25 protein-coding genes are annotated in these 25,760 nt (G+C 66.3%); 12 read left to right on the top strand and 13 right to left on the bottom strand.

Features of this window, described 5'->3' with window-relative positions:
* The first annotated feature begins 1 nt into the window (after window position 1).
* The 6 genes from ACXMDP_RS10900 to ACXMDP_RS10875 all read left to right on the top strand — a co-directional run bounded on the left by ACXMDP_RS10900 (window position 2) and on the right by ACXMDP_RS10875 (window position 7,240).
* Window positions 2–1,129, top strand: a complete 1,128-nt coding sequence (locus ACXMDP_RS10900; RefSeq protein WP_259730543.1) for a glycosyltransferase — start codon at window positions 2–4, stop codon at window positions 1,127–1,129.
* A gap of 224 nt (window positions 1,130–1,353) precedes the next feature.
* Window positions 1,354–3,123: an ArnT family glycosyltransferase gene (locus ACXMDP_RS10895; RefSeq protein WP_457766863.1), complete on the top strand. Its 1,770-nt coding sequence runs from the start codon at window positions 1,354–1,356 to the stop codon at window positions 3,121–3,123.
* Window positions 3,120–3,788 (top strand): phosphatase PAP2 family protein, encoded by a 669-nt coding sequence (locus tag ACXMDP_RS10890; RefSeq protein WP_259730541.1) that lies wholly within the window; start codon window positions 3,120–3,122, stop codon window positions 3,786–3,788. The genes ACXMDP_RS10895 and ACXMDP_RS10890 overlap by 4 nt, the downstream gene beginning before the upstream one ends.
* Complete coding sequence (locus tag ACXMDP_RS10885; RefSeq protein ID WP_259730540.1) at window positions 3,785–4,213, top strand: DUF1824 family protein; 429 nt, start codon at window positions 3,785–3,787, stop codon at window positions 4,211–4,213. Before ACXMDP_RS10890 ends, ACXMDP_RS10885 begins: the two co-directional genes overlap by 4 nt.
* Window positions 4,214–4,332: 119 nt before the next feature.
* Window positions 4,333–5,286 carry a hydroxymethylbilane synthase gene (gene hemC / locus ACXMDP_RS10880; protein ID WP_094513039.1) on the top strand — a complete coding sequence of 318 codons (954 nt, stop codon included), beginning with the start codon at window positions 4,333–4,335 and terminating at the stop codon, window positions 5,284–5,286.
* On the top strand, window positions 5,261–7,240 hold the full coding sequence (locus ACXMDP_RS10875; protein ID WP_255100802.1) for a chloride channel protein: 1,980 nt from the start codon (window positions 5,261–5,263) through the stop codon (window positions 7,238–7,240). Before hemC ends, ACXMDP_RS10875 begins: the two co-directional genes overlap by 26 nt.
* Here ACXMDP_RS10875 and ACXMDP_RS10870 read toward each other — a convergent pair.
* The 4 genes from ACXMDP_RS10870 to ACXMDP_RS10855 form a co-directional block, all read right to left on the bottom strand.
* A complete protein-coding gene (locus tag ACXMDP_RS10870; protein WP_259730539.1) occupies window positions 7,230–7,952 on the bottom strand; it encodes a L,D-transpeptidase in 723 nt (240 codons plus the stop codon). The two genes, ACXMDP_RS10875 and ACXMDP_RS10870, sit on opposite strands and share 11 nt — an antisense overlap.
* 36 nt (window positions 7,953–7,988) lie before the next feature.
* A complete protein-coding gene (locus ACXMDP_RS10865; protein ID WP_255100804.1) occupies window positions 7,989–8,576 on the bottom strand; it encodes an inorganic diphosphatase in 588 nt (195 codons plus the stop codon).
* 225 nt (window positions 8,577–8,801) lie between these two features.
* Window positions 8,802–10,343 (bottom strand): carboxypeptidase M32, encoded by a 1,542-nt coding sequence (locus ACXMDP_RS10860; RefSeq protein WP_259730623.1) that lies wholly within the window; start codon window positions 10,341–10,343, stop codon window positions 8,802–8,804.
* A 41-nt stretch (window positions 10,344–10,384) separates the two neighbouring features.
* Window positions 10,385–10,825 carry an OsmC family protein gene (locus ACXMDP_RS10855; protein ID WP_094512931.1) on the bottom strand — a complete coding sequence of 147 codons (441 nt, stop codon included), beginning with the start codon at window positions 10,823–10,825 and terminating at the stop codon, window positions 10,385–10,387.
* 61 nt (window positions 10,826–10,886) lie between these two features.
* Between ACXMDP_RS10855 and ACXMDP_RS10850 the strand changes: the two genes are divergently transcribed.
* Complete coding sequence (locus ACXMDP_RS10850) at window positions 10,887–11,363, top strand: DUF2721 domain-containing protein (protein ID WP_259730538.1); 477 nt, start codon at window positions 10,887–10,889, stop codon at window positions 11,361–11,363.
* Between the two features lie 383 nt (window positions 11,364–11,746).
* The gene (locus tag ACXMDP_RS10845) at window positions 11,747–12,574 is read left to right on the top strand and encodes a response regulator transcription factor (protein WP_259730537.1); all 828 of its coding nucleotides are present in this window, start codon (window positions 11,747–11,749) and stop codon (window positions 12,572–12,574) included.
* Here ACXMDP_RS10845 and ACXMDP_RS10840 read toward each other — a convergent pair whose 3' ends face one another.
* Window positions 12,575–12,802 (bottom strand): hypothetical protein, encoded by a 228-nt coding sequence (locus ACXMDP_RS10840; RefSeq protein ID WP_259730536.1) that lies wholly within the window; start codon window positions 12,800–12,802, stop codon window positions 12,575–12,577.
* Window positions 12,803–13,012: 210 nt separating this feature from the next.
* Here ACXMDP_RS10840 and ACXMDP_RS10835 point away from each other — a divergent pair, with 210 nt between their 5' ends.
* The 3 genes from ACXMDP_RS10835 (at window position 13,013) to ACXMDP_RS10825 (ending at window position 14,448) form a co-directional block, all read left to right on the top strand.
* Window positions 13,013–13,381 carry a secondary thiamine-phosphate synthase enzyme YjbQ gene (locus ACXMDP_RS10835; protein WP_457766862.1) on the top strand — a complete coding sequence of 123 codons (369 nt, stop codon included), beginning with the start codon at window positions 13,013–13,015 and terminating at the stop codon, window positions 13,379–13,381.
* A gap of 295 nt (window positions 13,382–13,676) precedes the next feature.
* Entirely contained in the window at window positions 13,677–14,060 is a 384-nt protein-coding gene (locus ACXMDP_RS10830; protein WP_259730534.1) for a hypothetical protein, read from the top strand.
* Window positions 14,061–14,157: 97 nt separating this feature from the next.
* The gene (locus tag ACXMDP_RS10825; RefSeq protein WP_094513037.1) at window positions 14,158–14,448 is read left to right on the top strand and encodes a 4a-hydroxytetrahydrobiopterin dehydratase; all 291 of its coding nucleotides are present in this window, start codon (window positions 14,158–14,160) and stop codon (window positions 14,446–14,448) included.
* A 206-nt stretch (window positions 14,449–14,654) separates the two neighbouring features.
* Here the strand turns inward: ACXMDP_RS10825 and ACXMDP_RS10820 are convergent, their stop codons facing one another.
* From ACXMDP_RS10820 to ACXMDP_RS10810, 3 genes are all read right to left on the bottom strand, one after another.
* Entirely contained in the window at window positions 14,655–16,295 is a 1,641-nt protein-coding gene (locus ACXMDP_RS10820) for a bifunctional aminoglycoside phosphotransferase/ATP-binding protein (protein ID WP_259730533.1), read from the bottom strand.
* Window positions 16,296–16,317: 22 nt separating this feature from the next.
* Window positions 16,318–18,933: an ATP-dependent chaperone ClpB gene (gene clpB, locus ACXMDP_RS10815; protein WP_259730532.1), complete on the bottom strand. Its 2,616-nt coding sequence runs from the start codon at window positions 18,931–18,933 to the stop codon at window positions 16,318–16,320.
* Window positions 18,934–19,054: 121 nt separating this feature from the next.
* Window positions 19,055–19,480, bottom strand: a complete 426-nt coding sequence (locus ACXMDP_RS10810) for a hypothetical protein (protein WP_259730531.1) — start codon at window positions 19,478–19,480, stop codon at window positions 19,055–19,057.
* A gap of 65 nt (window positions 19,481–19,545) precedes the next feature.
* Between ACXMDP_RS10810 and ACXMDP_RS10805 the strand changes: the two genes are divergently transcribed.
* Window positions 19,546–19,767 carry a hypothetical protein gene (locus tag ACXMDP_RS10805; RefSeq protein WP_255100823.1) on the top strand — a complete coding sequence of 74 codons (222 nt, stop codon included), beginning with the start codon at window positions 19,546–19,548 and terminating at the stop codon, window positions 19,765–19,767.
* A 318-nt stretch (window positions 19,768–20,085) separates the two neighbouring features.
* On the opposite strand, the gene ACXMDP_RS10800 is transcribed toward ACXMDP_RS10805, so the two are convergent.
* From ACXMDP_RS10800 to ACXMDP_RS10780, 5 genes are all read right to left on the bottom strand, one after another.
* Window positions 20,086–20,430 (bottom strand): c-type cytochrome, encoded by a 345-nt coding sequence (locus ACXMDP_RS10800; protein WP_094512922.1) that lies wholly within the window; start codon window positions 20,428–20,430, stop codon window positions 20,086–20,088.
* Between the two features lie 145 nt (window positions 20,431–20,575).
* Complete coding sequence (locus ACXMDP_RS10795; RefSeq protein ID WP_259730530.1) at window positions 20,576–21,598, bottom strand: NAD-dependent epimerase/dehydratase family protein; 1,023 nt, start codon at window positions 21,596–21,598, stop codon at window positions 20,576–20,578.
* Entirely contained in the window at window positions 21,595–22,653 is a 1,059-nt protein-coding gene (gene hemE, locus ACXMDP_RS10790; protein WP_094512920.1) for a uroporphyrinogen decarboxylase, read from the bottom strand. Before hemE ends, ACXMDP_RS10795 begins: the two co-directional genes overlap by 4 nt.
* 26 nt (window positions 22,654–22,679) lie before the next feature.
* On the bottom strand, window positions 22,680–24,989 hold the full coding sequence (gene glgB / locus ACXMDP_RS10785; protein ID WP_259730529.1) for a 1,4-alpha-glucan branching protein GlgB: 2,310 nt from the start codon (window positions 24,987–24,989) through the stop codon (window positions 22,680–22,682).
* Between the two features lie 53 nt (window positions 24,990–25,042).
* Complete coding sequence (locus tag ACXMDP_RS10780; RefSeq protein ID WP_259730528.1) at window positions 25,043–25,741, bottom strand: DUF3887 domain-containing protein; 699 nt, start codon at window positions 25,739–25,741, stop codon at window positions 25,043–25,045.
* Window positions 25,742–25,760 lie beyond the last annotated feature (19 nt).

Below are 25,760 nucleotides of genomic sequence, written 5' to 3'. Positions count from 1 at the left end.
TTTGCCCGCATCGGTCGTCGCGTCTGCCGGGTCTACCCCGGCAGCGAGGGTCACCATTGTTCTGCCCACCTTCAACGAGCGGCAGAACATCCAGCCCATCCTCCAGCAGTTGCTGGCTCTGCGTGATCGCTTTCAGCTGGAGGTGATCGTCGTTGACGATGATTCCGCCGATGGAACGGCTGATTTCGTCAAGGAACTGGCGCATGGGGAGCCTTGCCTGCGCCTCATCCGCCGCGTGGGGCGCTCAGGCCTCTCCAGCGCCATCAAAGAAGGCCTGCTGGACAGCACCGGCGATCTTGCCGTGGTGATGGATTGTGATGGCCAGCATGAGCCCGCGGCGGTGGCGGCGGCGCTGGAGCTGTTGCTGGCCCGCAACGTCGATCTGGTGATCGGCAGCCGCTTTCACCCAGAGGCTTCCATCAAGGGGTTGAGCGACAAACGGGAAGGGGGATCGGTGCTGGCCAATCGCCTGGCACGTTTCACCCTGCCCCGCTATCGCCACCTCAGCGATTTCATGAGTGGCTTTTTCGCCCTGCGCCTCGACCGCTGCCTGCCGATGATCCGGCAGGTGGATTCTCAGGGGTTCAAATTTCTCTACGAGCTTCTGTCGATCAGCCGCGGGCATCTGTTTGTCGAAGAAACCCCGCTCACCTTCCAGCCCCGCACCTTCGGAAGCTCCAAGCTGGACATCTCCGTTCTGTGGGACTTCGGCGTTTCGATCATCCACACGTTGCTGCTGCGGATGGTTCCACGGCGTGCTGTGAGTTTTGCCCTGGTTGGTGTTTCCGGGATCGGCGTGCAGCTGTTGGTGTCCAACCTCTTAATCCTGCTGGGCTTCTCCTTTGTGGCCTCGTTGCCACCGGCTGTGATCGCCTCGGCCTGTAGCAATTATCTCGTGAACAACACCCTCACCTTCCGCCACCTGCGGCTCAAGGGTTTCCCTCTGTTTGCCGGGCTTGTCAAGTTTCTGGTGGTGGCCTCGTTGCCGATGCTCGCGAACATCGGCCTGGCCAGTGTGTTTTACACGAGGGTGGCGAGTGACACCCTCTTCGCCCAGATCGCCGGTATTGCCGTGGTGTTTGTGTGGAACTACGCTGCTTCATCGCGTTTTGTCTGGAACACCCCCTGAGCGGAAGTCATCCGCTTGCACCCGATGGCCATTGACCTGATCGCCATAGACCTGATGGCCTTTGGTTCGATTTCCCTGGCTCTCATTCCCCTCGATTCAGACCCTTCTCGGCTCCAGTTGGATGTGTTGAAATCCGATCTGTCTCAGCGCCTCCCCAGTCCCGCCGCTCTGGCGTCCCGCCGTCGGTGGCTGCTCCCTCCTTCCCCAGCCTGCCTCCTGATCGCATGCTCGTGATCTCCTCGCTGCAGGCGCGCCCGGCCCGCCTGGCCTTGGTGACTGCCGCCGGTCTGCTGCTGCTCTGCTGGCTGGCCTTCTTCAATCACCTGGGCACGCTCAGCTTGATGGACAAGACCGAAGCCCTCTTTGTGGAAGTGGGCCGGGAGATGCTGCTGCGCAACGACTGGATCACGCCCCACTGGAACGGCGAGCCGTTCTTTGACTATCCGGTGTGGGGGTACTGGATGGTGGCCCTCAGCTTCCGCCTCTTCGGCGTCAGCGCCTGGGCTGCCCGGTTGCCGGTGGCGCTGATGGCCAGCCTGGTGGTGGTGGCGGGGTTCGTGCTCCTGTGGCTGCTTGCTGAAGGCGAAGCCACGCCGGCTCGCCTGCGGCGCTCCTGGCTGGGGGCGGTGTTGCTGGCGCTCAACCCCGCCTGGGTGGGCTGGGGGCGCAGCTCCGTCACCGACATGTTCCTCTCCAGCGCCATCACGCTCTCGCTGTTCGGCTTTTTCCTGGCGTACAGCCAGGTGGACAGGCCCGTGCTGCGGCGCGTGGGCTACGTGGTGATGCCTGTGTTCAGTGCCATTGCGGTGCTCGCCAAGGGACCCGTGGGTCTGGTGCTGCCGGGGGCGGTGATTGTGGTGTTCCTGCTTTGCCAGGCCCAGCTGCTCACGGTGCTGCGCCAAATGCCGATGCTGCAGATGGCTGTGCTGTTCCTGGCGGTGGGCAGTCCCTGGTACGTGTGGGCTGCAAAGGTGAACGGCGCCGACTTTCTTGGCGGCTTCTTCGGCTTCAGCAACCTGCAGCGCTACACCTCGGTGCTCTACGGCCATTCCGGCCCTTGGTACTTCTATCTGCCCTGGTGCGTGATCCTGCTGCTGCCGTGGTCGCTGTTTCTGCCGTTGGCCATGGTGCGGCTGCGCTATTGGCAACTGGGCCACTGGCGCCGGCAACTCCGCACCGCCCAGTTGGCCCCGTTCTGCCTGGTCTGGTTTCTGGTGGTGCTGGTGTTTTTCTCTGTCGCCAGCACCAAGCTCGCCGGATATATCCTGCCCCTGATTCCCGCCGGTGCGCTGCTGGTGGCGTTGTTCTGGCAGCCGCTGCCCGCTGCGGCGGCCCCCTTACCGGCCACCGACCGCTGGCAGAAGTTTTTCGGCTGGCTGAATGCGCTGCTGTTGGCGGTGATGGCCACTGCCGCCGTGATGGCCCCGCGCTGGGCCGCTTCCGACCCCGCCTATCCCGGCTTTGCCAAGGCCCTCAACAGCTCCGGGTTGCCGATGCTGCTGGGGGTGCTGCTGGCGGTGGCGGCGATCGCGATGGTGGTGCAGCTCCTGCGTCGCGGCCCACTGCAGCACCTGTGGCTGCCAGATGCGGCGGCCTTTGCCGGCGTCCTCCTGCTGGTGGTGCCAGGACTTGCCCCGTTGATGGAGAGGGAGCGACAGCAACCCGTGCGCGAGCTCGCCGTTCTCGCCGGCCAGCTGGCTGGACCGCAGGAACCGCTGCTGGTGGTGGGCTACATGCGCTACAGCGTGGTGTTCTACAGCGGCCGGCCCGTGCAGTTCTTTGGCAGCGTCAAAGGGGCCCGTCGGGGCTTGCGGGACAGCCAGCCGGCCAGCGTGCTGGTGTTCGGCGAACAGCGCAAGCTCGAGGACCTCAACACGGAGGGGGGGCAGGTGCAGACCCTGGCCAGCCGCGGCAATCACCGCCTGCTTCGTTACGTGCCCGGGCCGGCAGCGGTGAAGGGATCAGAGCCCCGCCCCGGCGGCGCCGGTTCGTGAACCGCTTCCGCCGCTGGTGCCGGCTGTTCGGCGTCCCCAGGCTGCTGGCCTGCGTGATCGCTCTGGGGCTGGTGCTCTGGATCGAGGCCACGATGGTGAACCAGAAGCACCCTGAGCTCGATATCGCCATCCTCGACTGGCTGGGCCAGGTGATTCCTCCCCAGCCGGGCGCCCTGCTCGTGCTTGTGTACAAGCTCAGCGGCACCAGCTTCACCGCCGTACTGGTGGTGGCCGCACTGGTGTTCCTCTACACCAAGCGGGCTTGGAACGAGCTGCGCTGGCTGGCGGTGGGGACGGCTGGAATTCTGCTGATCGTGGATCGCTGGCTCAAGCCGATGTTTGATCGCTCGCGCCCCTCCGACCGGCTGGTGGAGGTGATTGGCCGCAGTTTTCCCAGTGGCCATGCCGCCGGCGCCGTGGTGTTCTATTTCCTCATGTGCATGATCCTCTCCTCGCTCTACCCGCGCCTGCGTCGCCCGTTGTATGTGGGTGCCTCGCTCTGGGTGGCGCTGGTGTGGCTCAGCACCCTCTACTGCCGGGTGCACTGGCCCACCGACATGGTGGGTGGCGCTTGCGTCGGCTTCATCTGGTTCAGCATCTGCGCCGTGAGCCTCCAGTTCTGCGCCCCCCGGCAGACTGGCCCTTCCCTGGGGCGAACCCCTTGACCACACCCGCTTCGCTCAGCACGCTCGCGGCTCTCTGCGGCCTGCGTACGGCGCCGGAGCTCCCTGCCGCGGCCCGTCAGGCGCTGCGCAGTGAACTCGACCAGCGGCTGGCGGCCTGTGAATGGTTCACCGTCGGGGTGATGGCACCCTCCGCCTCCCAGGCGGTGGCGGCGCTGCGCGCCTGTGAGAAGGCCCTCGGCTGGGAGCCCCTGCAGGCGCCTGGCACCGGCGCGTTGGCTTCTGAGGCAGGGGATCCCGCCGCTGTGGCCGGTCCGGTGTTTCTCAAGGGCAACCAGCGCACCGGTCTGTTTCTGCTGCGTCCGGAATCCGGCCTCGGCTGCGGCCTGCTGATCACCGGCCACAGCAGCGTGGCGCCCGAAGCGGAAGACACCTGGGGCCCGTTCCCGCTCGATTTCTTCGCCTGACCCGGACCTGTTCCCGCTGATGGATCAGGCTCTCTGTTACGTCGCCTGGCCTGCGGCCGGCCTGTCCTTAGGCTGGGCGGCTGTGAAACGGCCGTGACGCCGAAGTGAGGACTGACGTGATGGCCGGCTCCACCCTGCGCATTGCCTCCCGCCGCAGCCAGCTGGCGATGGTGCAGACCCACTGGGTGCGGGATGCCCTCTCCGCTGCCCATCCCTCGCTGGAGATCAGCATCGAGGCGATGGCCACCCAGGGCGACAAGATCCTTGATGTGGCGCTGGCCAAGATCGGCGACAAGGGCCTGTTCACCAAGGAACTGGAAGCCCAGATGCTGGTCGACCAGGCCGACATCGCCGTCCACAGCCTCAAGGATCTGCCCACCAACCTGCCTGAGGGGCTGATGCTCGGCTGCGTCACCGAGCGGGAGGATCCCGCCGATGCCCTGGTGGTGCACGCCCGCCATGCCGACAAGAGCCTGGCCACCCTGCCGGAAGGCAGCGTGGTGGGCACCAGCTCGCTGCGCCGGCTCGCCCAGCTGCGCCACCACTACCCCCAGCTCACCTTCAAGGATGTGCGCGGCAATGTGATCACCCGGCTGGAGAAGCTGGATGCCGGCCAGTACGACTGCCTGATCCTTGCCGCCGCCGGCCTGGGCAGGCTGGGGCTGGCTGACCGCATCCATGAACTGATCGACCCTTCGATCTCCCTGCACGCCGTGGGCCAGGGCGCGCTCGGCATCGAATGCCGCGAGGGCGATACCGCCGTGCTCGAAACGATCAAGGTGCTGGAGCACCTCCCCACGGCTCGCCGCTGCCTGGCAGAGCGGGCCTTCCTGCGCCAGCTCGAAGGTGGCTGTCAGGTGCCGATCGGGGTCAACAGCCGCTTCGACGGTGACGAGCTGGTGCTGACGGGCATGGTGGCCAGCCTCGACGGCCAGCGTCTGCTTCGCAACGAGGCCCGCGGCGATCAAACCGAGCCGGAGGCCATCGGCATCGCCCTCGCCCACACCCTGCGCAGTGAAGGGGCGGGCGAAATCCTGGAGGAGATTTTTGCAGCTGTCAGGCCCGAGGCTTGAACCGGCCGGCCCTCCCCAGCCACGGGAGGGTGACAGCCGTGGACTGCCCTTCCAGTGGAGCCTGCTGGCCTGGGCTGCGCTGGTGGGGGTGCTCACCGGCGCGGCCGTGGTGGGCTTCCACTATCTGCTGGGCTTCATCAACAATTTCCTGTTCGGCACGCTTGTGGAGTGGGGCACGGGGCTGCTGGGCAGCGCTCAGCCCGATCCCACCCCACCACCGGAGATCTTCACCACCTCCGCCCCCTCCGGCACCCCGCTGAAGGCGCTGGTGCTGATCGGTCTCGGTGGCATCGGCTTCCTGCCACCGCCTCCACTGCCGCCAGTGCCGGTGCCGCTCCCCGTGCCCGCCAGCGGCCTGGCCGGTTGGTTGACCTCCTGGCCGGTGCTGCTGGCGCCGGTGCTGGGTGGACTGTGTGTAGGGCTGCTGCGCCAGCTCGCGCGTGATCTGGGCCCCAGCCTGCCGAGCCTGATGGCCATGGCTGATGGCGCCCTGCCGGCGACGCCGCGCCTGCCGCTGCTGCGCCTGATTGCCGCCTCACTCAGCCTTGGCAGTGGCGCCTCGCTCGGGCCGGAGGGGCCGAGTGTGGAGAGCGGCGGCAACATCGGCCTCTGGCTCGGCCTGCGCGGGGGGCTCACACCCGATTCCCAGAAGGCACTGGTGGCCGCCGGCGTGGCGGCAGGGCTGGCGGCCGGTTTCCAGGCGCCGATCGCCGGCGTGTTCTTCGCCTTCGAGGGGGCCTACAGCACCATCCCCGGCCGGCCCAGTCTCAGGGCTGTGCTGGTGGCGGCGGTGGCCTCTTCCCTGGTCACGCAACTGTCGCTGGGGGACCAGCCGATCTTCCGCCTGCCCGCCTACGAGGTGCGCTCCCCCCTGGAGCTGCCCCTCTACCTGGGCCTTGGGGTGGTGGCGAGCCTGATGTCGTGGGCGCTGGTGAGCATCCTGGCCGCAGGCCGCAGCGCCGCTGTGCAGCGGCGGGTGGAGCGCCTGCCTGCCGTGCTCGTCAACGCCCTCGGCGGCCTTGGGGTGGGGGTGATGGCGCTCGGTTTCCCGCAGGTGCTGGGCGTGGGTTACGACACGATCGAAGCGCTGCTGGGCAGGGAAGGTGGTGTGGCCTTCACCAGCCTGCTGGCGCTGCTGGCCGTGAAGCTGCTGGCCACGGGGCTCAGCAATGCCAGCGGCTTTGTGGGGGGTGGCTTTGCGCCTGCTCTCTTTCTGGGGGCAGTGCTGGGCAACTGCTACGGCCAGCTGCTGGGCGAAAGCGGCTTCGGCCTGCCGGTGGCCGAACCGCCGGCCTACGCCATGGTGGGCATGGCCGCCGTGCTGGCCGGCAGTGCCCGGGCGCCGCTCACGGCCCTGCTGCTGCTGTTCGAGCTCACCCACGACATCCGCATCGTGCTGCCGCTGATGGCGGCCACGGGGCTGAGCGCCGTGCTGGTGGAGCGATGGCATGGCCTGGCCGATCCAGGCCTGCTGGGGCCCGATCCGGTGGAAGAGGAACGTCGTGCCCGCCTGGCGGGCCTGTCGGTGCGTGCAGCGCTGGAACCGGAGAGACCGCTGGTGCTGCCCGGAACCACCGCTGCGGCAGAGGCGCTGGCGCAGCTGGTGCGGGCCCATGGCCATTGTCTGCTGATCGAGCAGGACGGCTGGGTGGTGGGGCTGGCCACGCTGATGGACCTTCAGCGGGTGATCACCAGCCAGGGGGGGGCGGCGCCGCTGAGCGATTGCCGCCGCGCCGAGCTGATCTGGCTGCCGGCCAGCGCTAGCCTGGCGCAGCTGGAGGACCAGCTCAACCCCAACGGTCTGCGCCAGCTGCCGGTGTTTGAACAGGACGATGGCCCTCAGGCCAAGCTGCCGGCCGGCGTGCCCTGGGCAGGCTTGCGAGCCGATGAGCTTCAAGGCATGGCCAGCCGTGATGGCATGGCGCTTGCGCTGGCCCGTGGGCTCAGCGGGTGATCACCACCGGGGTGCCCACGTCCACCAGGTCGAAGAGTTTGCGCACGTGTTCGTGGAACATGCGCACGCAGCCATTGGTGACCGCCGAGCGGGAGCTGACCGTCCATGCCCAGGCGCTGGGGGTGCCGTGGATGCCGAATTGGTTGGGACCGAGGGTCTTGAAGCCCAGCCAGCGATCACCCAGGGGACCGTTCGGCCCGACGGTGCCTTTCACCTTGCCGGTTTTAGTGCTGGCGTAGATCGGGTTGACCACCTTGCTGGTGACCTGGAAGGTGCCGGTGGGCGTGGGCGTGCGGGCATCACCGATCGCCACCGGCCAGGGGCCATACACCTTGCCGCCCTGCTCAAGCCGGATGTCCCGCTTGCCCAGCCGCAGCACGATCCGTGAGGCCACGACCGGCTGCGCCGTTGGGGTGGCGGGTGACGCGGTGGCTGGGGCAGTGGTGGCTCCACGTGCCGGGCTGTTGGCAGCCGGGGTGGTTCCAGGCGCCGTGATTGTGGGTGTTGAGGCTTCCGGCGCTGCGACCGCAGGTGCCGGTGTGGCCGTGCCCGGCGCCGAGCTGGCCGGACCTGCCGGGGTGGCGGTGGGGAGTGCCAGTGCAGCGGTGCCTGCGAGCAGGGTGGCGCTGCACAGGCTGATCACCAGTGCGCCGGTGGAGCTCACCAGACCACCGGTGGAGGCGCCAGGAGTGCGAAGGTGCGGAAGAACCATTGGGATCGGGCGCATTCAGGTGCCGGTCGTGGGGCTTCAGCCCACAAGTTTGGCATCGATGGTGTCGAGATAGCGCTTTTCGCATTCCTTGATGATGCGAACCGCCTCCTCCACGCCGAAGAATCCATTCACTTTGCAGGTGCCGGGCTTCTTCAGATCCTTGTAGTGCTCCCAGTAGTAGTGGGTTTCCTTCTGCCAGTGGGCGCCCAGCTGCTCGTAGCTGGTGATGTGATCCATGCGCTTGTCATCGGCGATCACGGCGATCACCTTGTCGTCCACTTCGCCGCCGTCGTCGAAGGTCATGATGCCGATGATGCGGGCCTCCACCAGGCTGCCGGGCACCAGCGGCTCGGTCACACCCACGATCTCGATGTCGAGCGGGTCCCCGTCTTCATCCCAGGTGCGGGGGATGCAGCCGTAGGCGAAGGGATAGGCCAGGGAGGAGTAGCCCACCCGGTCGAGTTTGAGATGGCCGGTTTCGGTGATCAGTTCGTATTTGTTGATCGTCATCGAATTGAGCTCGACGATCGTGTTCAACCGCAGTTCCGCTTCGTCGGCGAAGGCCGGCAGCACATGCAGCAGGTTGAGCATCGTGCGGCTGGGCGGATGGTCGATGTTCGCCATGGCGATGGGAAACGAGCGGCGCGGCCGATCCTACGGAGTGCCCCAGACCGGCCTCACTCAGGGGCTTGCACGAAGGCGCATGGGAACGGCCTTGTTCTCAGGTCACCCTCAGACTCGGCCTCGAATCACCATGCACCCTGACGGCCTCACCCTCTGTCAACCACGCTCGCTGACGGCCGCGCCACCAGCCCCCCCGCAGGCGCTCGCCTTGCCTTATCCACCGGCTCAGTGGCCGACGCTGCTCAGCAACTGCTGCACCTTGGCTTCCAGATAGGTGAGGAACGGCGTGGCGCTGAGACGCTCCCCCGTGACCTGCTCCACCAGCTCCTCCCCGTTCACCGCCCGCCCCAGCGGCCAGACGTGGGCCGCCAGCCACTGCTGCAGCGCCTGTTCCTGGCCGGCGGCCACGTGTGCCTCGATCGACCCGATCTGCCGCTCCATCGCCTCGGCCAGCTGGGCGCTGATCAGATGGCCGAGGGCATAGGAAGGGAAGTAGCCGAACAGGCCTTCAGCCCAGTGGATGTCCTGCAGGCAGCCCTCGCTGTCGCTGGCTGGCCGCAGGCCCAGCAGTTCCACCATGCGCCGGTTCCATTCACCGGGCAGGTCGGCCACAGGCAGACCTCCCTCCAGCATGGCCAGCTCCAGCTCGAAACGCAGCACGATGTGCAGGCAGTAGCTCAGTTCATCGGCTTCCACACGAATCGGGCCGGGCCGCATCGGGTTCAGCCCCCGCCAGAAGCCATCGATGCCGCCCCAGCGATCTGCACCGGCGCCGGCCACGAAGCGTGGCTGCCAACGGGCGGCGAAGGCGCGGCCGCGGGCCACCCGGCATTCCCAGAACAGCGACTGGCTCTCATGCACCCCCATCGAGGTGGCCTCGCCGAGCGGCCAGGGGAAGTAGTGGTCGGTGCTGCGGGGCAGGCCCTGCTCGTAGAGCGAATGCCCCCATTCGTGGGCGGTGGCCAGGAAGGAGGAGAACGGCTGCCCGGGCACCACGCGTGTGGTGATGCGGAAATCCTGAGGTCCGACCGTGCAGGAGAAGGGGTGAGCGGACCGGGAGCGCTGGCAGCGCGTCGGGTCGTAGCCCCAGCTGTCGAGCAGCTCACTGCAGAGGCGTTCCTGCTCCGTCTCCGGCAGCTCGGCGGTGGCGGTGCTCTCCCCACCCTGCTGGGCGGTGGCGGCGGCCACCTGCTCCAGCAGCACCGGCAGGGTCGCCTTCAGCGGGGCGAACAGCTCCTGCACCCGCGCTGTGCTGATGTCGGGTTCGAACGGCTGGGCCAGCACCTCCCAGGGGCTGCGCGGCGCCAGCTCGGCGCTGGCCAGTTGCCCGGCCTGCTCCTGGCGCAGGGCGATCAGCTCTGCAAGGGCGGGGGCGAAGGTGGGGAAGTCGTTGTGGCGGCGGGCGTTCTGCCAGAGGGCGTTGCCCTTCGACTGCGCCCTGGCCAGGCTGGTCACCAGCGCAGGGTCGAGGCAGCGCTGCCGTTCCAGTTCGAGGCGCACCAGCTGCAGGTTGCGGCGCCGCTCGGCGGGTGCTGAGGCCCCCAGTTCCGCCTCGGCGGCCGCCACCAGTTCGGCGTAGTGGGCGCTGCTCTGACGGGCATGGATCTGGCTCGCCAGCAAGGCCAGCTGCTCGCCGCGCCACTCGGCCCCGGCCGCAGGCATCACCGTGTTCTGGTCGTAGTAGAGCGCGCTGCTGATCGATCCGAGCACCCTGGTTTCGTGCAGGTGATCCTGCAGGAGTTGCAGGGCGGTGGCCGGCTCGGACATCGGAGGAGCTGCGGTGGCGAGGTCCAGCATGGCGTCCTCGCTCATGCGGCCGGCGGCTGGTCTGAGGCGGGCGTGCCGGCGTGCTCCCAGATCAGTTCCATGGCCACGGCGCCTTCCAGGCTCTGCTTCACCGGGCAGCTTTCCGCCGCGCGCTGCAGCAACTGGCGATGATCCGCCGCCAGGCCCTCCGGCAGGGTGATCCACACCGTGAGCGCCTCGATGCGGCGTCGACCGGAGCGGGTCATCGTTTTCTCAACCCGGGCCCGGCTCCCCTCCAGCGCCCAGCCGTGCCGCTGGGCCGTGATGCCCATCACCGTGAGGATGCAGGTGGCCAGGGCCGTAGCCACCAGATCGGTGGGGGAGAAGCGCTCGCCCTTGCCTTCGTTGTCCAGCGGAGCATCGGTGAGCAGGGAGGAACCGGAGGGTTCATGCAGGGCCTGGCAGCGGAGCGAACCTTCGTACTGGCACTGGATGGTGGTCATCGCGGCGAGGCCGATCGTGTCTGCCCCTGAGAATGGCAGCGGAGTCTTCTGGCGGAATGCGATGACGGCCCCGGACATCCTCGTGCTCGCGGCCGGCACGGAAAGCACCGCAGCGGTCGCCAAGCTCTCCCATGCCATTCAGCTGTCGGTGGCGCCGGTGTTCCTGCTCACGGGCATCACCGGCCTGCTGAGCATGTTCACCCAGCGGTTGGCACGGATCGTCGACCGCACCCGCCTGCTGCAGGAGGCTCTCGCTCGGGGCACCACCCTGGAGGCGCGCCGCTTGCGCAAATCGCTGGATGTGCAGAAGAAGCGCATGTTTTTGATCAACCGCGCCATCTTCTGCGTCACCTTCACAGCGCTGCTGATCGCCGCGGTGGTGGCTGTGATGTTTGTGAGTGCGGTGGCGGTTTTGGATCTTGCCGCCATCCTGGTGCCAGCCTTCGTGCTGGCGATGCTGATGCTGATCGTGGGGCTGGTGCTTTTTCTGCAGGAGGTGCAGCTGGCGATTTCCCAGAATCCCAAGCGTTACTACTGAACCTGCCGATGCGCCAGGCGCAGTGACCGCGCGCTTCGGTATTGAAGCTTCAGGGCATTGCCTGGCCCGTGCGGTAGTGAAACTGAATGGGGCGCCAATGCGTTTTCAGAGGATTGCGTGTCTCCAGGCTGGTGTGAGTGACCGGTGTGGCGCAAAAAATGAGAAGAATAGGGTGCTGTTCTAACGGTGCCCGAGCGATGGCACGGCAATTCTTCTGCAATTCGCCATGGAAACGGCTACCCTCACACGACTTCGTTCTGTACGACTTTGCCCGGCCGTGCACATTTACCCACCCGCCCAATGTGGTCGATTTGGCCCCTGTCGGGGATGTTCCAGGCTGCTAACCGTCTTCAGATGGACCATGTCCCTGTTCTGTCCATCCCATGGCTGGCGTTGTTACCTTTGATACCCCAGTTGTCTGCACAAAGGCAACTCGACCATCTGCCGCTGCGGCATTCAGCGGCAGACTCGCCGGAAGATTGATGGATTTCAACCCGTTCATACAATCTGATCTGGAGCACGATGAAGCCACCAGGAAGCTACTCTCTGGTCGCTCGCTGCTGTGTGTGAGCGCTCGGCGCATGATGATCGGCCACATGGAAATTCTGCTGGAAAGTGTGGTCTGTTCACTGCATAGCGCCACTACTGAGGAGGCTGGCTTGAAGCATCTTCAGCAGCTCGTGCCCGATCTTGTGCTGGTGGGTGAATTCCTTGAAGGAAGCACGGGAATGGCTTTCATTCGCAGGATCAAGCATCGCCATCCCCACCTGCCGTGCCTGCTGATCTTGCAGAACGAAACATCGGACGTGCTGGAGGAAGCGTTCGCCTCGGGCAGTGATGGCATCTGTCTAGAGCGCTATGCGGGCCGGGGTTATATCGTCACGGCGCTCAAGGTGATCCTTGATGGCGGCATCTACATGGATGCCCCTCTGTTGACGATAATGCTGAAGGGTACGTTCAGCTCCGTTGGGGAAGTCAGGACACGGCTGACCCCCCGCGAACGCGATGTGCTCTGCAAGCTGGTGGAAGGGTACGGAAATGCAGAGATCGCTGCCCAGCTGCTCGTGTCAGTGGAAACGGTGCGAACCCACATGAAGGCGATTCGAAGCAAACTGGGAGCACGCAATCGCAACCATGCTGCCTTGATCGCCATTACCACCGGGCTGGTGCGCTGGCAAAAGGGACCGAGCCAAGGCCGTGATCCCCTGTGATCATTTCTTGCGGCAATAGCCTCCGCCGATGTTCATCCAGCCCGACTGACAGGCTTCTCCATCCCGTGGACTCACGGTGTAAGAGGTGACCCCGAGGGTACTGCACTTGCCGTTGAAGGTGTCGACATACCCGAGCGGACACATTCCTTCTCGCTTCGGGATCACCTGCTGTGCAATGGCCCCGCCCGCCAAAGCCCCACCCGCCAGCGGAACCATGAGCAGCGCCATCAGGCCAATAGGAAGCTGTGCGGCACGCCATGAAGCAAGGGGAAGGGGAGCCATTGGAAATCTGTTGTGATGGCGCAACCATAGAGACTAAAGATGACCCAATCATGACCGCCCGGCCTGTTTTCCATGCTCTGTCAGTACTTGTCGCAACTGCGAGTTTCCACCGAGGGTGAGGGCTTCACCGACCTGACATCTCAGTTGGCTGCCTGCGTGACCGCTTCTGGACTCCGCCAGGGCGTTCTCAATGTGTTGCTCCGGCATACCAGCTGCAGCCTGACGATCAATGAAAACGCCGATCCCCGTGTGTTGCTGGACCTTGCTGCGTTTCTGCAGGCGCTGGTGCCGCAGGAAGGGGTGCGCCCGCTCAGTGGGCAAGGCCGGCTGCGGCCCTGGGTGCATGACGACGAAGGCCCCGACGACATGCCGGCCCATGTGCGCACGGCACTGACGGCCAGCACCCTGTCGCTGCCGTTTGAGCAGGGCCGCCTTTTGCTCGGCACCTGGCAGGCGGTCTACCTCTGGGAGCACCGCGCCGCGGGCAGTTGCCGTGAGCTGAGCCTCCATCTGCTGGGGGAATGAGCAGCCTTCAGGGGGGATGAACAGTTCCGGCGGAAGAACGGCGAGGCTCGCGCCCGACCACGCCTATGGCTTTGGGCTCTACCTGTCCACCTCTGGGAGTGCCCGTCGCACCCCGAGGCCCTTGGAGACGCAGGCAACAGCAGAGACTTGCCGCAACACTGTGAGGCCATGGGAAGAGAAACCCCACGGCAGACTGACCCCACGGCAGAGTGAGGCCATGGAGAGAGCGCCATCCTCCCGGGCCCCGGTGCAGCCGGTGCCGATTCCTGCTTCTGCGCGCATAGCCGCTGGCTCCATGGCCGGGAGCAGCCCAGACCGCAGCCTCGGTTCTACCCCCGTCTCGGCCCCCGAGCCCAGCCACGGCTTTAACGACGAGCTGACGGCGGAAATCCTGCGCCTGCGCTGTGAGATCACTCAGCTGCACTGCTCCATCGGCGCCCTCACCGCTGCGATCACCGCCCTGGCAAGCCGACCGCCTGGTTCCTGCATGGAGCCGCCAGCAGAGCTTGGGCCACCGATGGCCACGGTCTCCCCCGCCACCCTGCTGGCGCTGCGCAGCGGCGAACGGCTCAATGGTGAGGTGCAGCGTCGCCTGCGTCTGGGCGGCGATGCCGACAGCGACACCGAACTCGACCTCCTGATTGATCGGCTCCATGACCTCAGCGATGCCGGCAGCTGAATCAGAGGGCTGGCGTACCCCCTGGGCGTGCTTCCACCCGCTTGCGCGTCTGGGCCTGCTTGCCATCCTGGTGGGAGCGCTGTTCTGCGGACCTGTCATGGCGGCCCAATTGCTCACCCCTGAGGAGATCAAGGCGCTGCCCGCTCAGCTGCCGGGCTGGAGCATGAGCAACGGCAAGCTCCATCGCACCTTTGTATTCGCCGATTTCAACGCCGCCTTCGGTTTCATGGCCCGGGTGGCCCTGCTGGCGGAAACCCTTGGCCACCATCCGGAATGGAGCAACGTCTACAACCGCGTGGTGATCGATCTCACCACCCACGATGCGGGGGGCCTCTCCAGCCTGGACCGGGAGCTCGCGCGGCGGATCAACAGTCTGCTCACTCCCTGAGCATCAGATCCTGAAGGCTGGATCCAAGAGGCCTGGATCTCAAGCAGCCGGATCTCAGAGGTAAGGATCCATGACAGCACCCGCCTCCAGGATTCCCGGGTTCAAGAAGCCCTGATCCAAGACCCTGGGTCCAAGAAGACTGGGACCGGGAAGATTGGGACCGGAAAGACTGGGACCGGCAAGACTGGTTCCGAGAGGGCTGAATCTCAATCTGAGCCATGACCTCTGGCCAGGCTGGGCCCAGTTTTGGGCGTGTCGTCCGTGCCGCCGCAGCCGATCCGCTCCCAGAGCGACATCAGCAGCGTGGTCGGGTCATCACCGGCGCGGAAGCGCAGGGTGTGCCGCTGCTCCAATGGCGTGAGCGGTTCGACCTGGCTGCGTTGCAGCGCCGCCACGGCCAGATCGGCATCGCTGGGGTCGTCGTTGCGCTGCAGGCGCGTCCGCAGGCGTGTCTCGATCAGTTCAGCTGAGGCGTCCACGTCAACGATGCACCAGGGCACCCCCAGCTCCTGGGCCAGGGCGGTGGCCCGTTGGCGGCTGGCGAGGCGCAGGTGGGTGGCATCGAGCAGCACGGCACGCCCGGTCTTCAGGCCTGTGGCGGCCTGCTCCAGCAGCGCCGCTTCGGTGCGGGCATGGGCTTCGGCGCTGTAGAGGCGGTCCCGCTGTTCACCGCTGGAGCGGGCCAGGGGGTCCAGCCCGAACAGCGCCTTGCGCACCCGGTCGCTGCTGATCGTCTCGGCGATCAACCAGGGAGCCAGCAGGGCGGCCAGGTGGCTCTTGCCGCAGCCCGAGAGGCCCCGCAGCAGGATCAGCGGCGGCGGTTGCAAGCCGGTGCGGGCATAGGCGAGTGCCAGCGACAGGTGGCCGCGCGCACCGCGTTCAGCCGCCAGGCGTTCGGTGGCGGCGCGGTCGTGCTCGGCCCAGCTGACCGTTTCCACCTTGGCCCGCACATGGGCCCGGTAGGCGCAGAACAGGTTGAGCACCGCCGGATCGATCGGGCGGCCGTAACCCGCCAGCAGCGCTTCCGCCTGCTCGGCATGGCCGCTGGCCTGCAGTTCCATCACCAGGAAGGCGAGATCGGAGGCGCCATCCACCTCCCGCAGCCCCGCATTGAATTCCACGCAATCGACGATCAAGGGGCCGGGCTTTTCCTCCAGCAGCACGTGCTCGAGGCGCAGGTCGCCATGGCCGTTCACGCCCCAGTCGGCGGAGATCCGTGCGGCCAGGGTGTGGCGCTGCCGGCGCAGCTGTGCGGCCAGGCTGCTCACCAGGGCGGCATGCACCGGGGCGGGAAACAGTGCGGGCACGGCGCTGGCGGTGGCCTGCACGTTGCTCGCCAGCACGCGGGCGAAGCGCCGGATGGCGGCGCGGCCATCGGCGCCGGGCCTGCCATTGGCCTTGTGAAAGCGGGCGATGACGCCCCCCAGGGCCCGCATCTGCGCGGGCGGCACGGGGCCGGCTTCGAGCCGGGCACGCAGGGTGCGCTGCCGATCGAAGCGCCGCATCACCACCACCGGCTCTCCTGCCAACGCCCGCACGCCCAGGTAGATGGGCGCGGCCAGGCGCTGGTTCAGCCGCACCTCCTCCCGGCACCAGTGCCAGCGCCGCTCCAGGCTGCTGTAGTCGAGCAGATGCCAGAGCTGCAGCGGCTTCTTGAGCTTGTAGGCGTGGCGCGGGGTGAGGAACACCACGCTGATGTGGGTCTGCACCACCTGCACCTGCCGCTCGTCGGCCGCCACGCCCTGCCAGTCGGCCAAGGGATACACCGATGGCCGGCTGAGGGCAGCGATCGTGACGGCCAGACTGGCCGCAGCCGCTGCGCTGGTCGGCGGGGGCGCGTCACTCATCGGCGCGCCTCCAGCAGGGGCCTCATGCGAGCGCAGGCTCCACCTGGCGCTGGGGTTGGAAGTGCAGCCGCTCGCCCAGCACTGACACCCCCACGCTGGAACCTTCGCCGTAGGTACCGGCCAGGATCGCCTTGGCGATCGGGGTTTCCAGCTCCCGCTGAATCGCCCGCTTCAGCGGCCGTGCGCCGTACACGGGGTCGTACCCGGCGGTGGCGAGCCAGTCGAGTGAGGCGGCATCAAGCTCAAGCCCGATCTTGCGATCGGCCAGCCGCAGCCGCAGCCGCTCCACCTGGAGCTCCACGATCTGGCGCAGTTCCTCGGCCCGCAGGCTGTGGAAGATGATCGTTTCATCGAGGCGGTTGAGGAATTCGGGGCGGAAGTGGCCGCGCAGGGCCTCATTCACCCGCCGCTCCATTTCGCCGTGGCGGGCTGGATCACCGGCCAGATCGAGAATCGAGGCACTGCCGATGTTGCTGGTGAGGATCAGCACGGTGTTGGTGAAATCCACCGTGCGTCCCTGCCCATCGGTGACGCGGCCGTCATCGAGGATCTGCAGCATCACATTGAACACATCGGGGTGGGCCTTCTCCACCTCGTCGAACAGGATCACCGCGTAGGGACGCCGCCGCACCGCTTCGGTGAGCTGGCCGCCTTCCTCGTAGCCCACATAGCCGGGAGGCGCTCCGATCAGGCGGCTCACGGCGTGCTTCTCCATGTATTCGCTCATGTCGATGCGCACCATGGCGTCGGCGCTGTCGAACAGCTGAGCCGCCAGCGCCTTGGAGAGCTCGGTCTTGCCCACGCCGGTGGGGCCGAGAAACAGGAACGAGGCGATCGGCCGATTGGGATCGGACAGGCCGGCGCGGGAGCGTTGGATCGCATCCGCCACGGCGGTCACCGCCTGCTCCTGGCCGATCACGCGGCGGTGCAGTTCCGCTTCCAGATGCAGCAGTTTGTCCATCTCCGACTGCACCAGCCGTGCCACAGGAATGCCGGTCCACTTGGCGATCACCTCGGCAATGTCGTCTTCGGTGACCTCCTCGCGCAGCAGGGTCTTGTCGGCACCGGCGGCATTGAGCTCGCTCTCTTTGGCTGCCAGTTTCTTGTTCAGTTCCGCCAGGGTGCCGTATTCGAGCTGGGCCGCCTTGTTGAGGTCGTAGCTGCGCTTGGCCTGCTCCACCTGCAGCTGCACCTGCTCGATTTCTTCCTTGATGGCGCTGAGCTCGTCGATCGAGCCCTTTTCCTTCTGCCACTGGGCATTGAGGCCGCTCTGCTGCTCACTCAGCTCGGCCAGTTCCCGCTCCAGCCGTTCGAGCCGATCGCGACTGGCCGCATCGGATTCACGGCCCAGTGACAGCTTCTCCATCTCCAGCTGCAGGATCTTGCGATCGATCTCGTCGATCTCTTCCGGCTTGGAGGTGATCACCATTTTCAGCCGCGCTGCCGATTCATCCATCAGATCGATCGCTTTGTCGGGCAGGAAGCGATCGGCGATGTAGCGGCTGCTGAGCACGGCGGCGGCCACAAGGGCGTTGTCGGCGATGCGCACGCCGTGGTGCACTTCGTAGCGCTCCTTCAGCCCGCGCAGGATCGAGATCGTGTCCTCCACCGTGGGCTGGTCCACGAACACCTGCTGGAAGCGCCGCTCCAGTGCCGGATCTTTTTCGATGTGCTGGCGGTGCTCATCGAGGGTGGTGGCGCCGATGCAACGCAGTTCGCCGCGGGCCAGCATCGGCTTGAGCAGGTTGCTGGCATCCATGGCGCCGCCGCTGGCGCCGGCCCCCACCACCGTATGGATCTCGTCGATGAACAGCACGATCTGACCTTCGGAGGCGGTGACCTCCTTGAGCACGGCCTTGAGCCGCTCCTCGAATTCACCGCGGTACTTGGCTCCGGCGATCAGGGCGCCCATGTCCAGCGACACCAGTTGCCGGTTCTGCAGCGCCGCCGGCACGTCACCGTTGATGATCCGCTGGGCCAGGCCTTCCACGATTGCGGTCTTGCCCACGCCGGGCTCGCCGATCAGCACCGGGTTGTTCTTGGTGCGGCGGCTGAGGATCTGGATCGTGCGCCGGATCTCCTCATCGCGGCCGATGACTGGATCGAGCTTGCCGTCCTTGGCGGCCTGGGTGAGATCACGCCCGTACTTCAGCAGCGATTCATAGGTGCCTTCGGGGTTCTGATCGGTCACGCTCTGGCTGCCGCGCACGGCTTCGATGGCTTGACGCAGTTTCGTGGCATCCACGCCTGCCTGCGAGAGCAGCTGGCGGCCGCAACGGGCGTCGTTGGCGAGGGCGAGCACCAGATGCTCGATCGAGGTGAAGCTGTCGCCGAATTCCTTCTGCAGGGTGGTTGCGTGATCCAGCAGCAGGTTCAGCCCCTTGCCGAGGTACACGCTCTCTGGCGCGGTGGCGAGGCTGGGCTGGCCGCCGATGAAGGCTTCCACCTTCTCGGTGAGCACGGCGGGGTTCACGCCGGCCTTCTCCAGAATCCGCCCTGCCAGCCCCTGCTGGGCCAGGAGTGCGGCGAAGAGGTGCTCGCTTTCCAACTGTTGCTGGCGTTTCTGCTGGGCCAGCTGCTGGGCGGCCACGATGGCGGCCCAGGCCTTTTCGGTGAAGGTTTCGGCAGTGGGGTGCATGGCGGGGTGCGCGCGTTGCGCCGTCGGGGGGAGATGAATTCACCCTATGAATCACTTCTGCGCTGGGCTCAGAGGGAGCACCGAACCGATACCCACAGAAAACCCCCCATGGCGCCCGCGATTACGGCCTTGTGGCGGCGGGAAGCGGGAACTGCATCCGGCGCAGACTCTCCGCCCTGGTGCAACGGCGCACGGGGCAGCCATCGGGCCCATAGACGGCATCGGCCGCGGAGAGGCAGCCCATGCCGTTCTTGCCTGGCACCTGCTCGGGTGTGAGCTGCAGCGGCTGCAGGTTGGAATCAGGGGTGGGCGGCAGCCGTGGGCAGCTCTTCAGCGGCGCCGTGGAGGGGCCGATCGCTTCTGGCTGGTTGGGAGACGGGGTCTGGGCGCGGGCAGGACCCGCCGCTGGCCCGAGCAGGGCGGTGGTGAGGGTGGCCACCGTGGTGAAGGCAAGCGCCGCCCGGCAGACGAAGCCATGGCGCAGGCAGCGCCTGTTGAGAACGCTGTGGCCCCCTGGCTGGCGAAGCGGCGGGGCTGCGGGACTCATGGCCATGGAGGTAGGGGGGCGCCTGCCTAGTCTCGTTGGCCAGGCCATGGATGGTGCGCCCGCCGATGACAGCCCTGCCCCCTGATTCCATCCCGACCGACGAGCTGGTGAGCCGGCTGGCGGAAGAATCGCGGCTGTTCGATGCCACCGCCAGGGATCCGGAGCGCAACTGCTGGCTAGTGGTGCACCGGCATGCCCACGGCGTGTTGCCCAGCGAGTACGACATCCGCGATGTACCGGAAGACCTGTATCTGGCCGTGCTCGCCCGCCGCAAGCAGCTGGGCTGAAGCCTCGTCTGAAACCGCTGGGCTGAAGGCCGTGCCTCAAGGCGCTGGGCTGGCTGTGACGACGCGTGGCTGGCATGGCGCGGGTGTGATGCCCCTCGGGCACCAGCACAGGAAGCTCACGACAGCTGGCTGAGCGGCGGATCGCCGGACGGCATTGCCTTACCGGCTGATCCGCCCAGGCTCCCGCGCGCTCAGACAGAAAATCCGCCCCGGTGAAGAGGCGGATGGCAGATGGAGCCTCAGGCCAGGCTCAAGGATGGGCCGTGAAGATCAAAGCCTTGAGGGGCTTGAGCCTGACAGCGTGAGCGGAAGCAGAGCTCAGGACCAGCCTTCCGAGGACTTCTGCTCGATGTAGGCGGCCACATCAGCAATGTCAGCTTCGGTGAGCTTGCCGCCGAAGGCGGGCATGGCGTTCTTGCCGTTGGTGACCTGGTAGGCGATGGCCGATTCGTGGCCTTCGTTGTAGTTGGCCAGGTAGGCCTCAAGGGCTTCTTTCTTGAGCGTGCGCTCGGCGTTCACGACGTTGCCGCCGCCCATGTGGCAAGCCGCGCAGTTAGCGGAGAACACCTGGCCGCCATGGGCGACATCCGCGGCGAACGAAGGAGACGCGGAACCCAGCAGAAGCGCCAGGGCAAGGGCAACAAATGACAGCAGACGGCGCATCGAAAGGCGTGCAACGAGAAGAAGTTAGGGTCTCGTCCCCACGCGGCGCTGCAGCACGCGGGAGGATCGAAACAATCTCGTTACGCAAGCGGCGCGTGGCGCCAGTTGAGGCGGGCTGCCGTCAACCGGTGTGGCGTCCCAGCCTTCAGCCCACCGCGCCGCGATGCGGCAGGCCAGCGGCGTCGAACACCCGCTCCAGGGTGGGGGCATGGCTCACCAGGCCGAACCTTTCCGGCGGGCTGACCGGGCTGTGGATGAAGTGGCGCTGACGGATGCTGAAGCGATCCCAGGCGTTCACCTCGATCGGCAGCACCTTGATCAGGGCTTCGATCAGCCAGCCGCTCAGGGCCAGGCCGAACGGCGGCCGCCAACACTGGCGCCAGCGGCACAGGCTGGTGATCGCCCCATCCACCGTGACTGCGGGCTGACCCAGCACCAGGCGCCGCACCGGCCCCTGGCCGGGTTCGCTGTTGGGCTGGTGCGGCTGCAGGCACAGGTGGACGCACACCCGGCTGATGTCCACGGCATGAATGAAGTGGAAGCTGGCCTCCGCCCTCAACCAGCGCGCCAGCCACAACCAGCGCACCCCCTCCTGCAGACCGGCGGTGAGGTAGCTGGTGGGGAAGCGATCACCCGGCTGCACCGAGCCGCCGAACACCAGCGTGGGGAACACGGCCACGATCCGCTCCGCCAGCGGGTGCTGCTCCAGCTGCTGCAGGCACAGGGCCTTGGTCTGGATGTACTCGGTGCCGTAGGCCTGCGCTTCCGGCAGCAGCTGCAGGTTGCGATCCAGGATGCTGGCGGTGGAGAAATAGATCACCTGCTGCAGCCGTTCGGGATCGGTGCGGCCCAGCAACTCCTTCACCGCCACCACATTCACCTGCTGGGCCCTCTCGGGATCGCCCCAGGCGGTGGCGGTGTGGATGATGCGGTCGGCGGAGGCGATCGCCTCGGCATGGGGCTCCTGATCGCGCAGGTCACCCACCAGCAGGGTGATGCGCGGATCGTCGGCCGGCACGGCGGTGAGCTTGGCGGGATCGCGCAGCCAGAGCAGCAGCTCCACGTCGCTTTCGCGGTAGAGCTGTTCAGCGATCGTCTGGCCGACGCAGCCGCTGGCGCCGGTGATCAGCACCCGCTGGCGCGGGCCGGGCGATGCGGAACTGCTCAAACAGCCGCCCCGATCCACTCATTCACCGACTTGCCGGCTTCGAAGAACACGCGGGCGTTGTCTTCGGGGGTGCCGGGCAGGATGCCGTGCCCCAGGTTGAGGATGTGACGGCGGCCGCGCGCCTTGAGCACCGTGTCGACGATGCGGGCGCGGATCGCCTCAGGCGTGCCGAACAGCAGGCCGGGATCCACGTTGCCCTGCACCCCGAGGTGCTGGGGCAGACGGGCGCAGCCGTCGGCCATGTCCACGGTCCAGTCGAGGGAGATGAAATCCACGCCGGTGGTGGCCATGCGCTCCAGCACGCCGGCGCTGCCGGAGATGTAAAGGATCAGCGGGGTGTCCGGGTGCTTCGCCTTCACCTGGTCCACCACGCGCTTCTGGTAAGGAGCGGCGAAGGTGTCGTAGTCGATCGGGCTGAGCTGACCGGCCCAGGAATCGAACAGCTGCACCACCTGGGCACCACTTTCGATCTGGTAGCTCACGTAGGTGGCGATCGAATCGGCCAGGTGGCCCAGCAGCTGATGCAGCAGCGCCGGCTCCTGGAACGCCATCGCCTTGATCACGGCGTAGTTCTTGCTGCTCTTGCCTTCCACCGCATAGGCGGCAAGGGTCCAGGGAGCGCCCACGAAGCCGAGCACGGCCGCCTGGTTGCCCACGCTCTGGCGCAGCCTGCCCAGAACCTCGCCCACGAAGGGCAGGGCTGCGGCGGGTTCCAGTGGCCGCAGGGCATCCACCTGGGCCTGGCTGCGGATCGGCGGATCGATGATCGGCCCCTTGCTCTCGATGATGTCGAAATCGATGCCGATGCCCGGCAGCGGCGTGAGGATGTCGGAGAACAGGATCACTCCGTCGGGCGCGAAGGCCTCAAACGGCTGCATCGAGATCTCGTAGGAGAGGTCGGGGATCTCCGAGCGTTCCCGGAAGCCGGGGTGGCGGTCACGCAGGTCGCGGTAGACCTTCATATAACGGCCGGCCTGCCGCATCATCCAGACCGGCGGCCGCTCCACCTGCTCGCCTCGGGCAGCGCGCAGCAGCAGGGGCAGGGTTTCGGCCATGGAGGGAGGGAATGCCAGCGGCGAACCTACCCGACCAGCCGGCCGGCTTCGGTGGATTCGTCACACAGGGCCTGGCTGCGGGCTTCATCGCGCTGCAGCACCAGCACGCTGAGGGGCGGCAGGCAGAGGTTGATGGATTGCTCGTATCCGTGCATGGGGCAGGTATCGGTGAACTTGCCGCCGAGATTGCCGAGGTTGCTGCCGCCGTAACGGCTGCTGTCGGTGTTGAACACCTCGCTGTAGTAGCCCTCGAGTGGCACCCCCACCCGGTAGTGGGAATGACTCTGCGGGGTGAAGTTGGCCACCACCACCAGCCAGCGCCCAGTAGTGCTCTCCCGGCGCATGAAGCTGATCACGGAGTGGCGGTTGTCGCTGCAGTCGATCCACTGGAAGCCGTATTCCACGAAGTCGTCGCGCCAGAGCGCTGGCTCTTCGCGGTAGAAGCGGTTGAGGTCGTCAACCATGGCCAGCAGGCCTTTGTGGGCGTCGTACTGGAGCAGATCCCACTGCAGATCGCCCCACACGTTCCATTCGGAGCGCTGGCCGAATTCCATCCCCATGAAGATGGTCTTCTTGCCCGGGTGGGTCCACATGTAGGCGAGAAGGGCGCGCACGTTGGCGAACTTCAGCCAATCGTCGCCGGGCATCTTGTGCAGCAGGCTGCTCTTGCCGTGCACCACTTCATCATGGCTGAGGGCCAGCATGAAGTTCTCGGTGTAGTGATACCAGATCGAGAAGCTGATGTTGTTCTGATGGAACTGGCGGAACCAATGATCCAGCTCGAAGTAATCGAGCATGTCATGCATCCAGCCCATGTTCCACTTCAAGTTGAAGCCCAGGCCACCGATTTCGGTGGGCTTGGTGACCATGGGCCAGGTGGTGGATTCTTCGGCAATGGACAGCGCCCCCGGGAAATGATGGAAAAGCACCGCATTGGCCTGCTGCAGGAAGCGCACGGCCTCGAGATTTTCCCTGCCGCCGTATTCGTTCGGCAGCCACTCTCCATCCGGGCGGAGATAATCGCGGTAGAGCATGGACGCCACCGCATCCACCCGGATGCCATCGATGTGGAACTCCTCGAACCAATACACAAGATTGGCCACCAGGAAGTTGCGCACTTCGTTGCGGCTGTAGTTGAAGATCAGCGTGCCCCACTCCTTGTGCTCGCCGATGCGTGAATCGGCGTGCTCGTAGAGATGGCAGCCATCGAAGAAGGCCAGGCCATGGCTGTCCTTGGGGAAGTGGCCCGGCACCCAGTCGAGCAGCACGCCGATGCCTTCGGCGTGGCAGCGGTCCACGAAGGCGCGGAACTCATCCGGGGAACCGAAGCGGCTGGTGGGGGCATAGAACCCGGTGACTTGATACCCCCAGGAGCCATCGAACGGATGCTCGGCGATCGGCAGCAGCTCGATGTGGGTGAAGCCGCGTGCTTTCACATAGGGGATCAGGCGGTCGGCCAGTTCCGGATAGGTGAGCAGCCTGGCGCCAGGCTTGAGATCAGCGGCGGCCACCGGCGGCCGGGGCGTGCCATCGGGCTCAATGAACGGTTGATCCATGGCCGCGTGCATCCAGCTGCCCAGATGCATCTCGTAGACGGCGATCGGCTGCTCCAGCGCATCGCGGCTGTCGCGTTCAGCCAGCCAGCCCTGGTCGGACCAGCGGTACTGGCCCAACTGCGCCACCACCGACCCCTGCTGCGGTCGCACCTCGTGCTGGAAGCCGTAGGGATCGGCCTTCTGATAGCAGTGCCCGTGTTGATTGCGGACTTCGTATTTGTAGATCGTTCCCGGCATCAGCCCGGGGATGAACAGCTCCCAGATGCCACCGAGGCGCAGCTGCATCGGATGGTGGCGGCCATCCCAACCGTTGAAATCGCCCAGCATCGCCACCGTGAGGGCATTGGGAGCCCACAGGGCGAACTGCACGCCCGCCACACCATTGCGCTCGCACACATGGGCTCCAAGCCGCCGCCAGATGTGGTGGTGGTTGCCTTCGGCGAAGAGATGGCGATCGAGCTCGCCCATCCACTCTTCACGGAAGGCCCATGGGTCGTGCTGCTGGTGCTCGATACCTGAGCGTCGCACCCACAACTGGTAATTCTGGGCGGGATCGTGATCCAGTTCCGCTTCGAACAGCCAGCGGTGATGGGGGCACTCCATCGCCAGCGACTGGCCATTGAGACGCAGTTCCACCCGTTCGGCCTCGGGCATCCAGGCCCGTACTACCCAGTGATCGCCGAGAGGTTGGGGCCCCAGCACCGCAAACGGATGATCGTGACGGCACTCTTCGAGTTTCTGACCGTCTTGGACCATCCAGTCGAGGCTGGCGGGAGCCATGGGCGCACATGCGGGCGAGCCGGGAGCTTAGGCCGCCCACCTGCTCCGCCGCCTCAGCGCGGCGGGGTGGTGGGGAAATCGATGCCGATGATGTGGCCGGCGGAATCGAGGATCACGAACAGGTTGTCGGTGAGACGACTGAACTGGGTGGTGACGAGCACCAGCTGCTGGTCACCACCCTGACTGGCCACCAGGGTGCCGCGCACCCGCTGGAAGGGGCCGGTGCGTTTCTCCAGGTTCTGCCAGCGGTTTGTGAGTTCCTGCGCGGAGATCTGCTGCTGCAGCTCCAGCGACAGCATGCTCCGTGCCGTCACCACTTCGCCACGGCTCACTGCGGTAACGAAGCTGCTGGCGATCTGACGGATTGGTGTGCTGCTGCGCTCCCACTCCCAGGCCAGCAACCGGCCCCGTTCGTCGACCACCAACACGATCTTCTTTGCGCCGCTGGGGGTGGTCAGCTCCGCTTCCACCGTGCTGTCGTCCACCCCACTCACAACCTCGAGCACCTTGCTGCCGAGGATCCTTTCCTGGCCCTGCAGGCGCTGATTGACCTTTTCAACGGTCGTGGATTGGCGCAACTCCGGAGCCAGCTGCTCGTAGATCGCCTGGCTGTTCCTCTGGCCGAGGGCCGTGAGCAGGTTTTCTGCTGCACGCTTGGCGTCGGCCTGGGAGAGGCTGGTAGTGGCCAGTGCCGCCGGCCCCGAGAAGCCGGCCAACAGGGCCGCAGCCAGAAGGGCTGAACGTAGAACCATGGCGGTCAGAGGGTTGGGA

The sequence above is a fragment of the Cyanobium sp. ULC065 genome (genome assembly GCF_977927515.1).
The sequence above is the reverse complement of the archived record's forward strand: the minus strand, read 5'-3'. Positions and strand labels throughout refer to the sequence as shown.

Coding starts and splice junctions, on each gene's coding strand:
- hemC (WP_094513039.1), top strand. CDS start 4,333: ATGGCCGGCTCCACCCTGCGCATTGCCTCCCGCCGCAGCCAGCTGGCG.
- glgB (WP_259730529.1), bottom strand. CDS start 24,989: ATGGCTCCCGCCAGCCTCGACTGGATGGTCCAAGACGGTCAGAAACTC.
- ACXMDP_RS10845 (WP_259730537.1), top strand. CDS start 11,747: ATGGCTGGCGTTGTTACCTTTGATACCCCAGTTGTCTGCACAAAGGCA.
- ACXMDP_RS10830 (WP_259730534.1), top strand. CDS start 13,677: ATGGCCGGGAGCAGCCCAGACCGCAGCCTCGGTTCTACCCCCGTCTCG.
- hemE (WP_094512920.1), bottom strand. CDS start 22,653: ATGGCCGAAACCCTGCCCCTGCTGCTGCGCGCTGCCCGAGGCGAGCAG.
- ACXMDP_RS10860 (WP_259730623.1), bottom strand. CDS start 10,343: ATGTCCGAGCCGGCCACCGCCCTGCAACTCCTGCAGGATCACCTGCAC.
- ACXMDP_RS10825 (WP_094513037.1), top strand. CDS start 14,158: ATGGCGGCCCAATTGCTCACCCCTGAGGAGATCAAGGCGCTGCCCGCT.
- ACXMDP_RS10850 (WP_259730538.1), top strand. CDS start 10,887: ATGACGGCCCCGGACATCCTCGTGCTCGCGGCCGGCACGGAAAGCACC.
- ACXMDP_RS10855 (WP_094512931.1), bottom strand. CDS start 10,825: ATGACCACCATCCAGTGCCAGTACGAAGGTTCGCTCCGCTGCCAGGCC.
- ACXMDP_RS10895 (WP_457766863.1), top strand. CDS start 1,354: ATGCTCGTGATCTCCTCGCTGCAGGCGCGCCCGGCCCGCCTGGCCTTG.
- ACXMDP_RS10800 (WP_094512922.1), bottom strand. CDS start 20,430: ATGCGCCGTCTGCTGTCATTTGTTGCCCTTGCCCTGGCGCTTCTGCTG.
- ACXMDP_RS10820 (WP_259730533.1), bottom strand. CDS start 16,295: ATGAGTGACGCGCCCCCGCCGACCAGCGCAGCGGCTGCGGCCAGTCTG.
- clpB (WP_259730532.1), bottom strand. CDS start 18,933: ATGCACCCCACTGCCGAAACCTTCACCGAAAAGGCCTGGGCCGCCATC.
- ACXMDP_RS10865 (WP_255100804.1), bottom strand. CDS start 8,576: ATGGCGAACATCGACCATCCGCCCAGCCGCACGATGCTCAACCTGCTG.
- ACXMDP_RS10805 (WP_255100823.1), top strand. CDS start 19,546: ATGACAGCCCTGCCCCCTGATTCCATCCCGACCGACGAGCTGGTGAGC.
- ACXMDP_RS10810 (WP_259730531.1), bottom strand. CDS start 19,480: ATGAGTCCCGCAGCCCCGCCGCTTCGCCAGCCAGGGGGCCACAGCGTT.
- ACXMDP_RS10780 (WP_259730528.1), bottom strand. CDS start 25,741: ATGGTTCTACGTTCAGCCCTTCTGGCTGCGGCCCTGTTGGCCGGCTTC.
- ACXMDP_RS10840 (WP_259730536.1), bottom strand. CDS start 12,802: ATGGCGCTGCTCATGGTTCCGCTGGCGGGTGGGGCTTTGGCGGGCGGG.
- ACXMDP_RS10870 (WP_259730539.1), bottom strand. CDS start 7,952: ATGGTTCTTCCGCACCTTCGCACTCCTGGCGCCTCCACCGGTGGTCTG.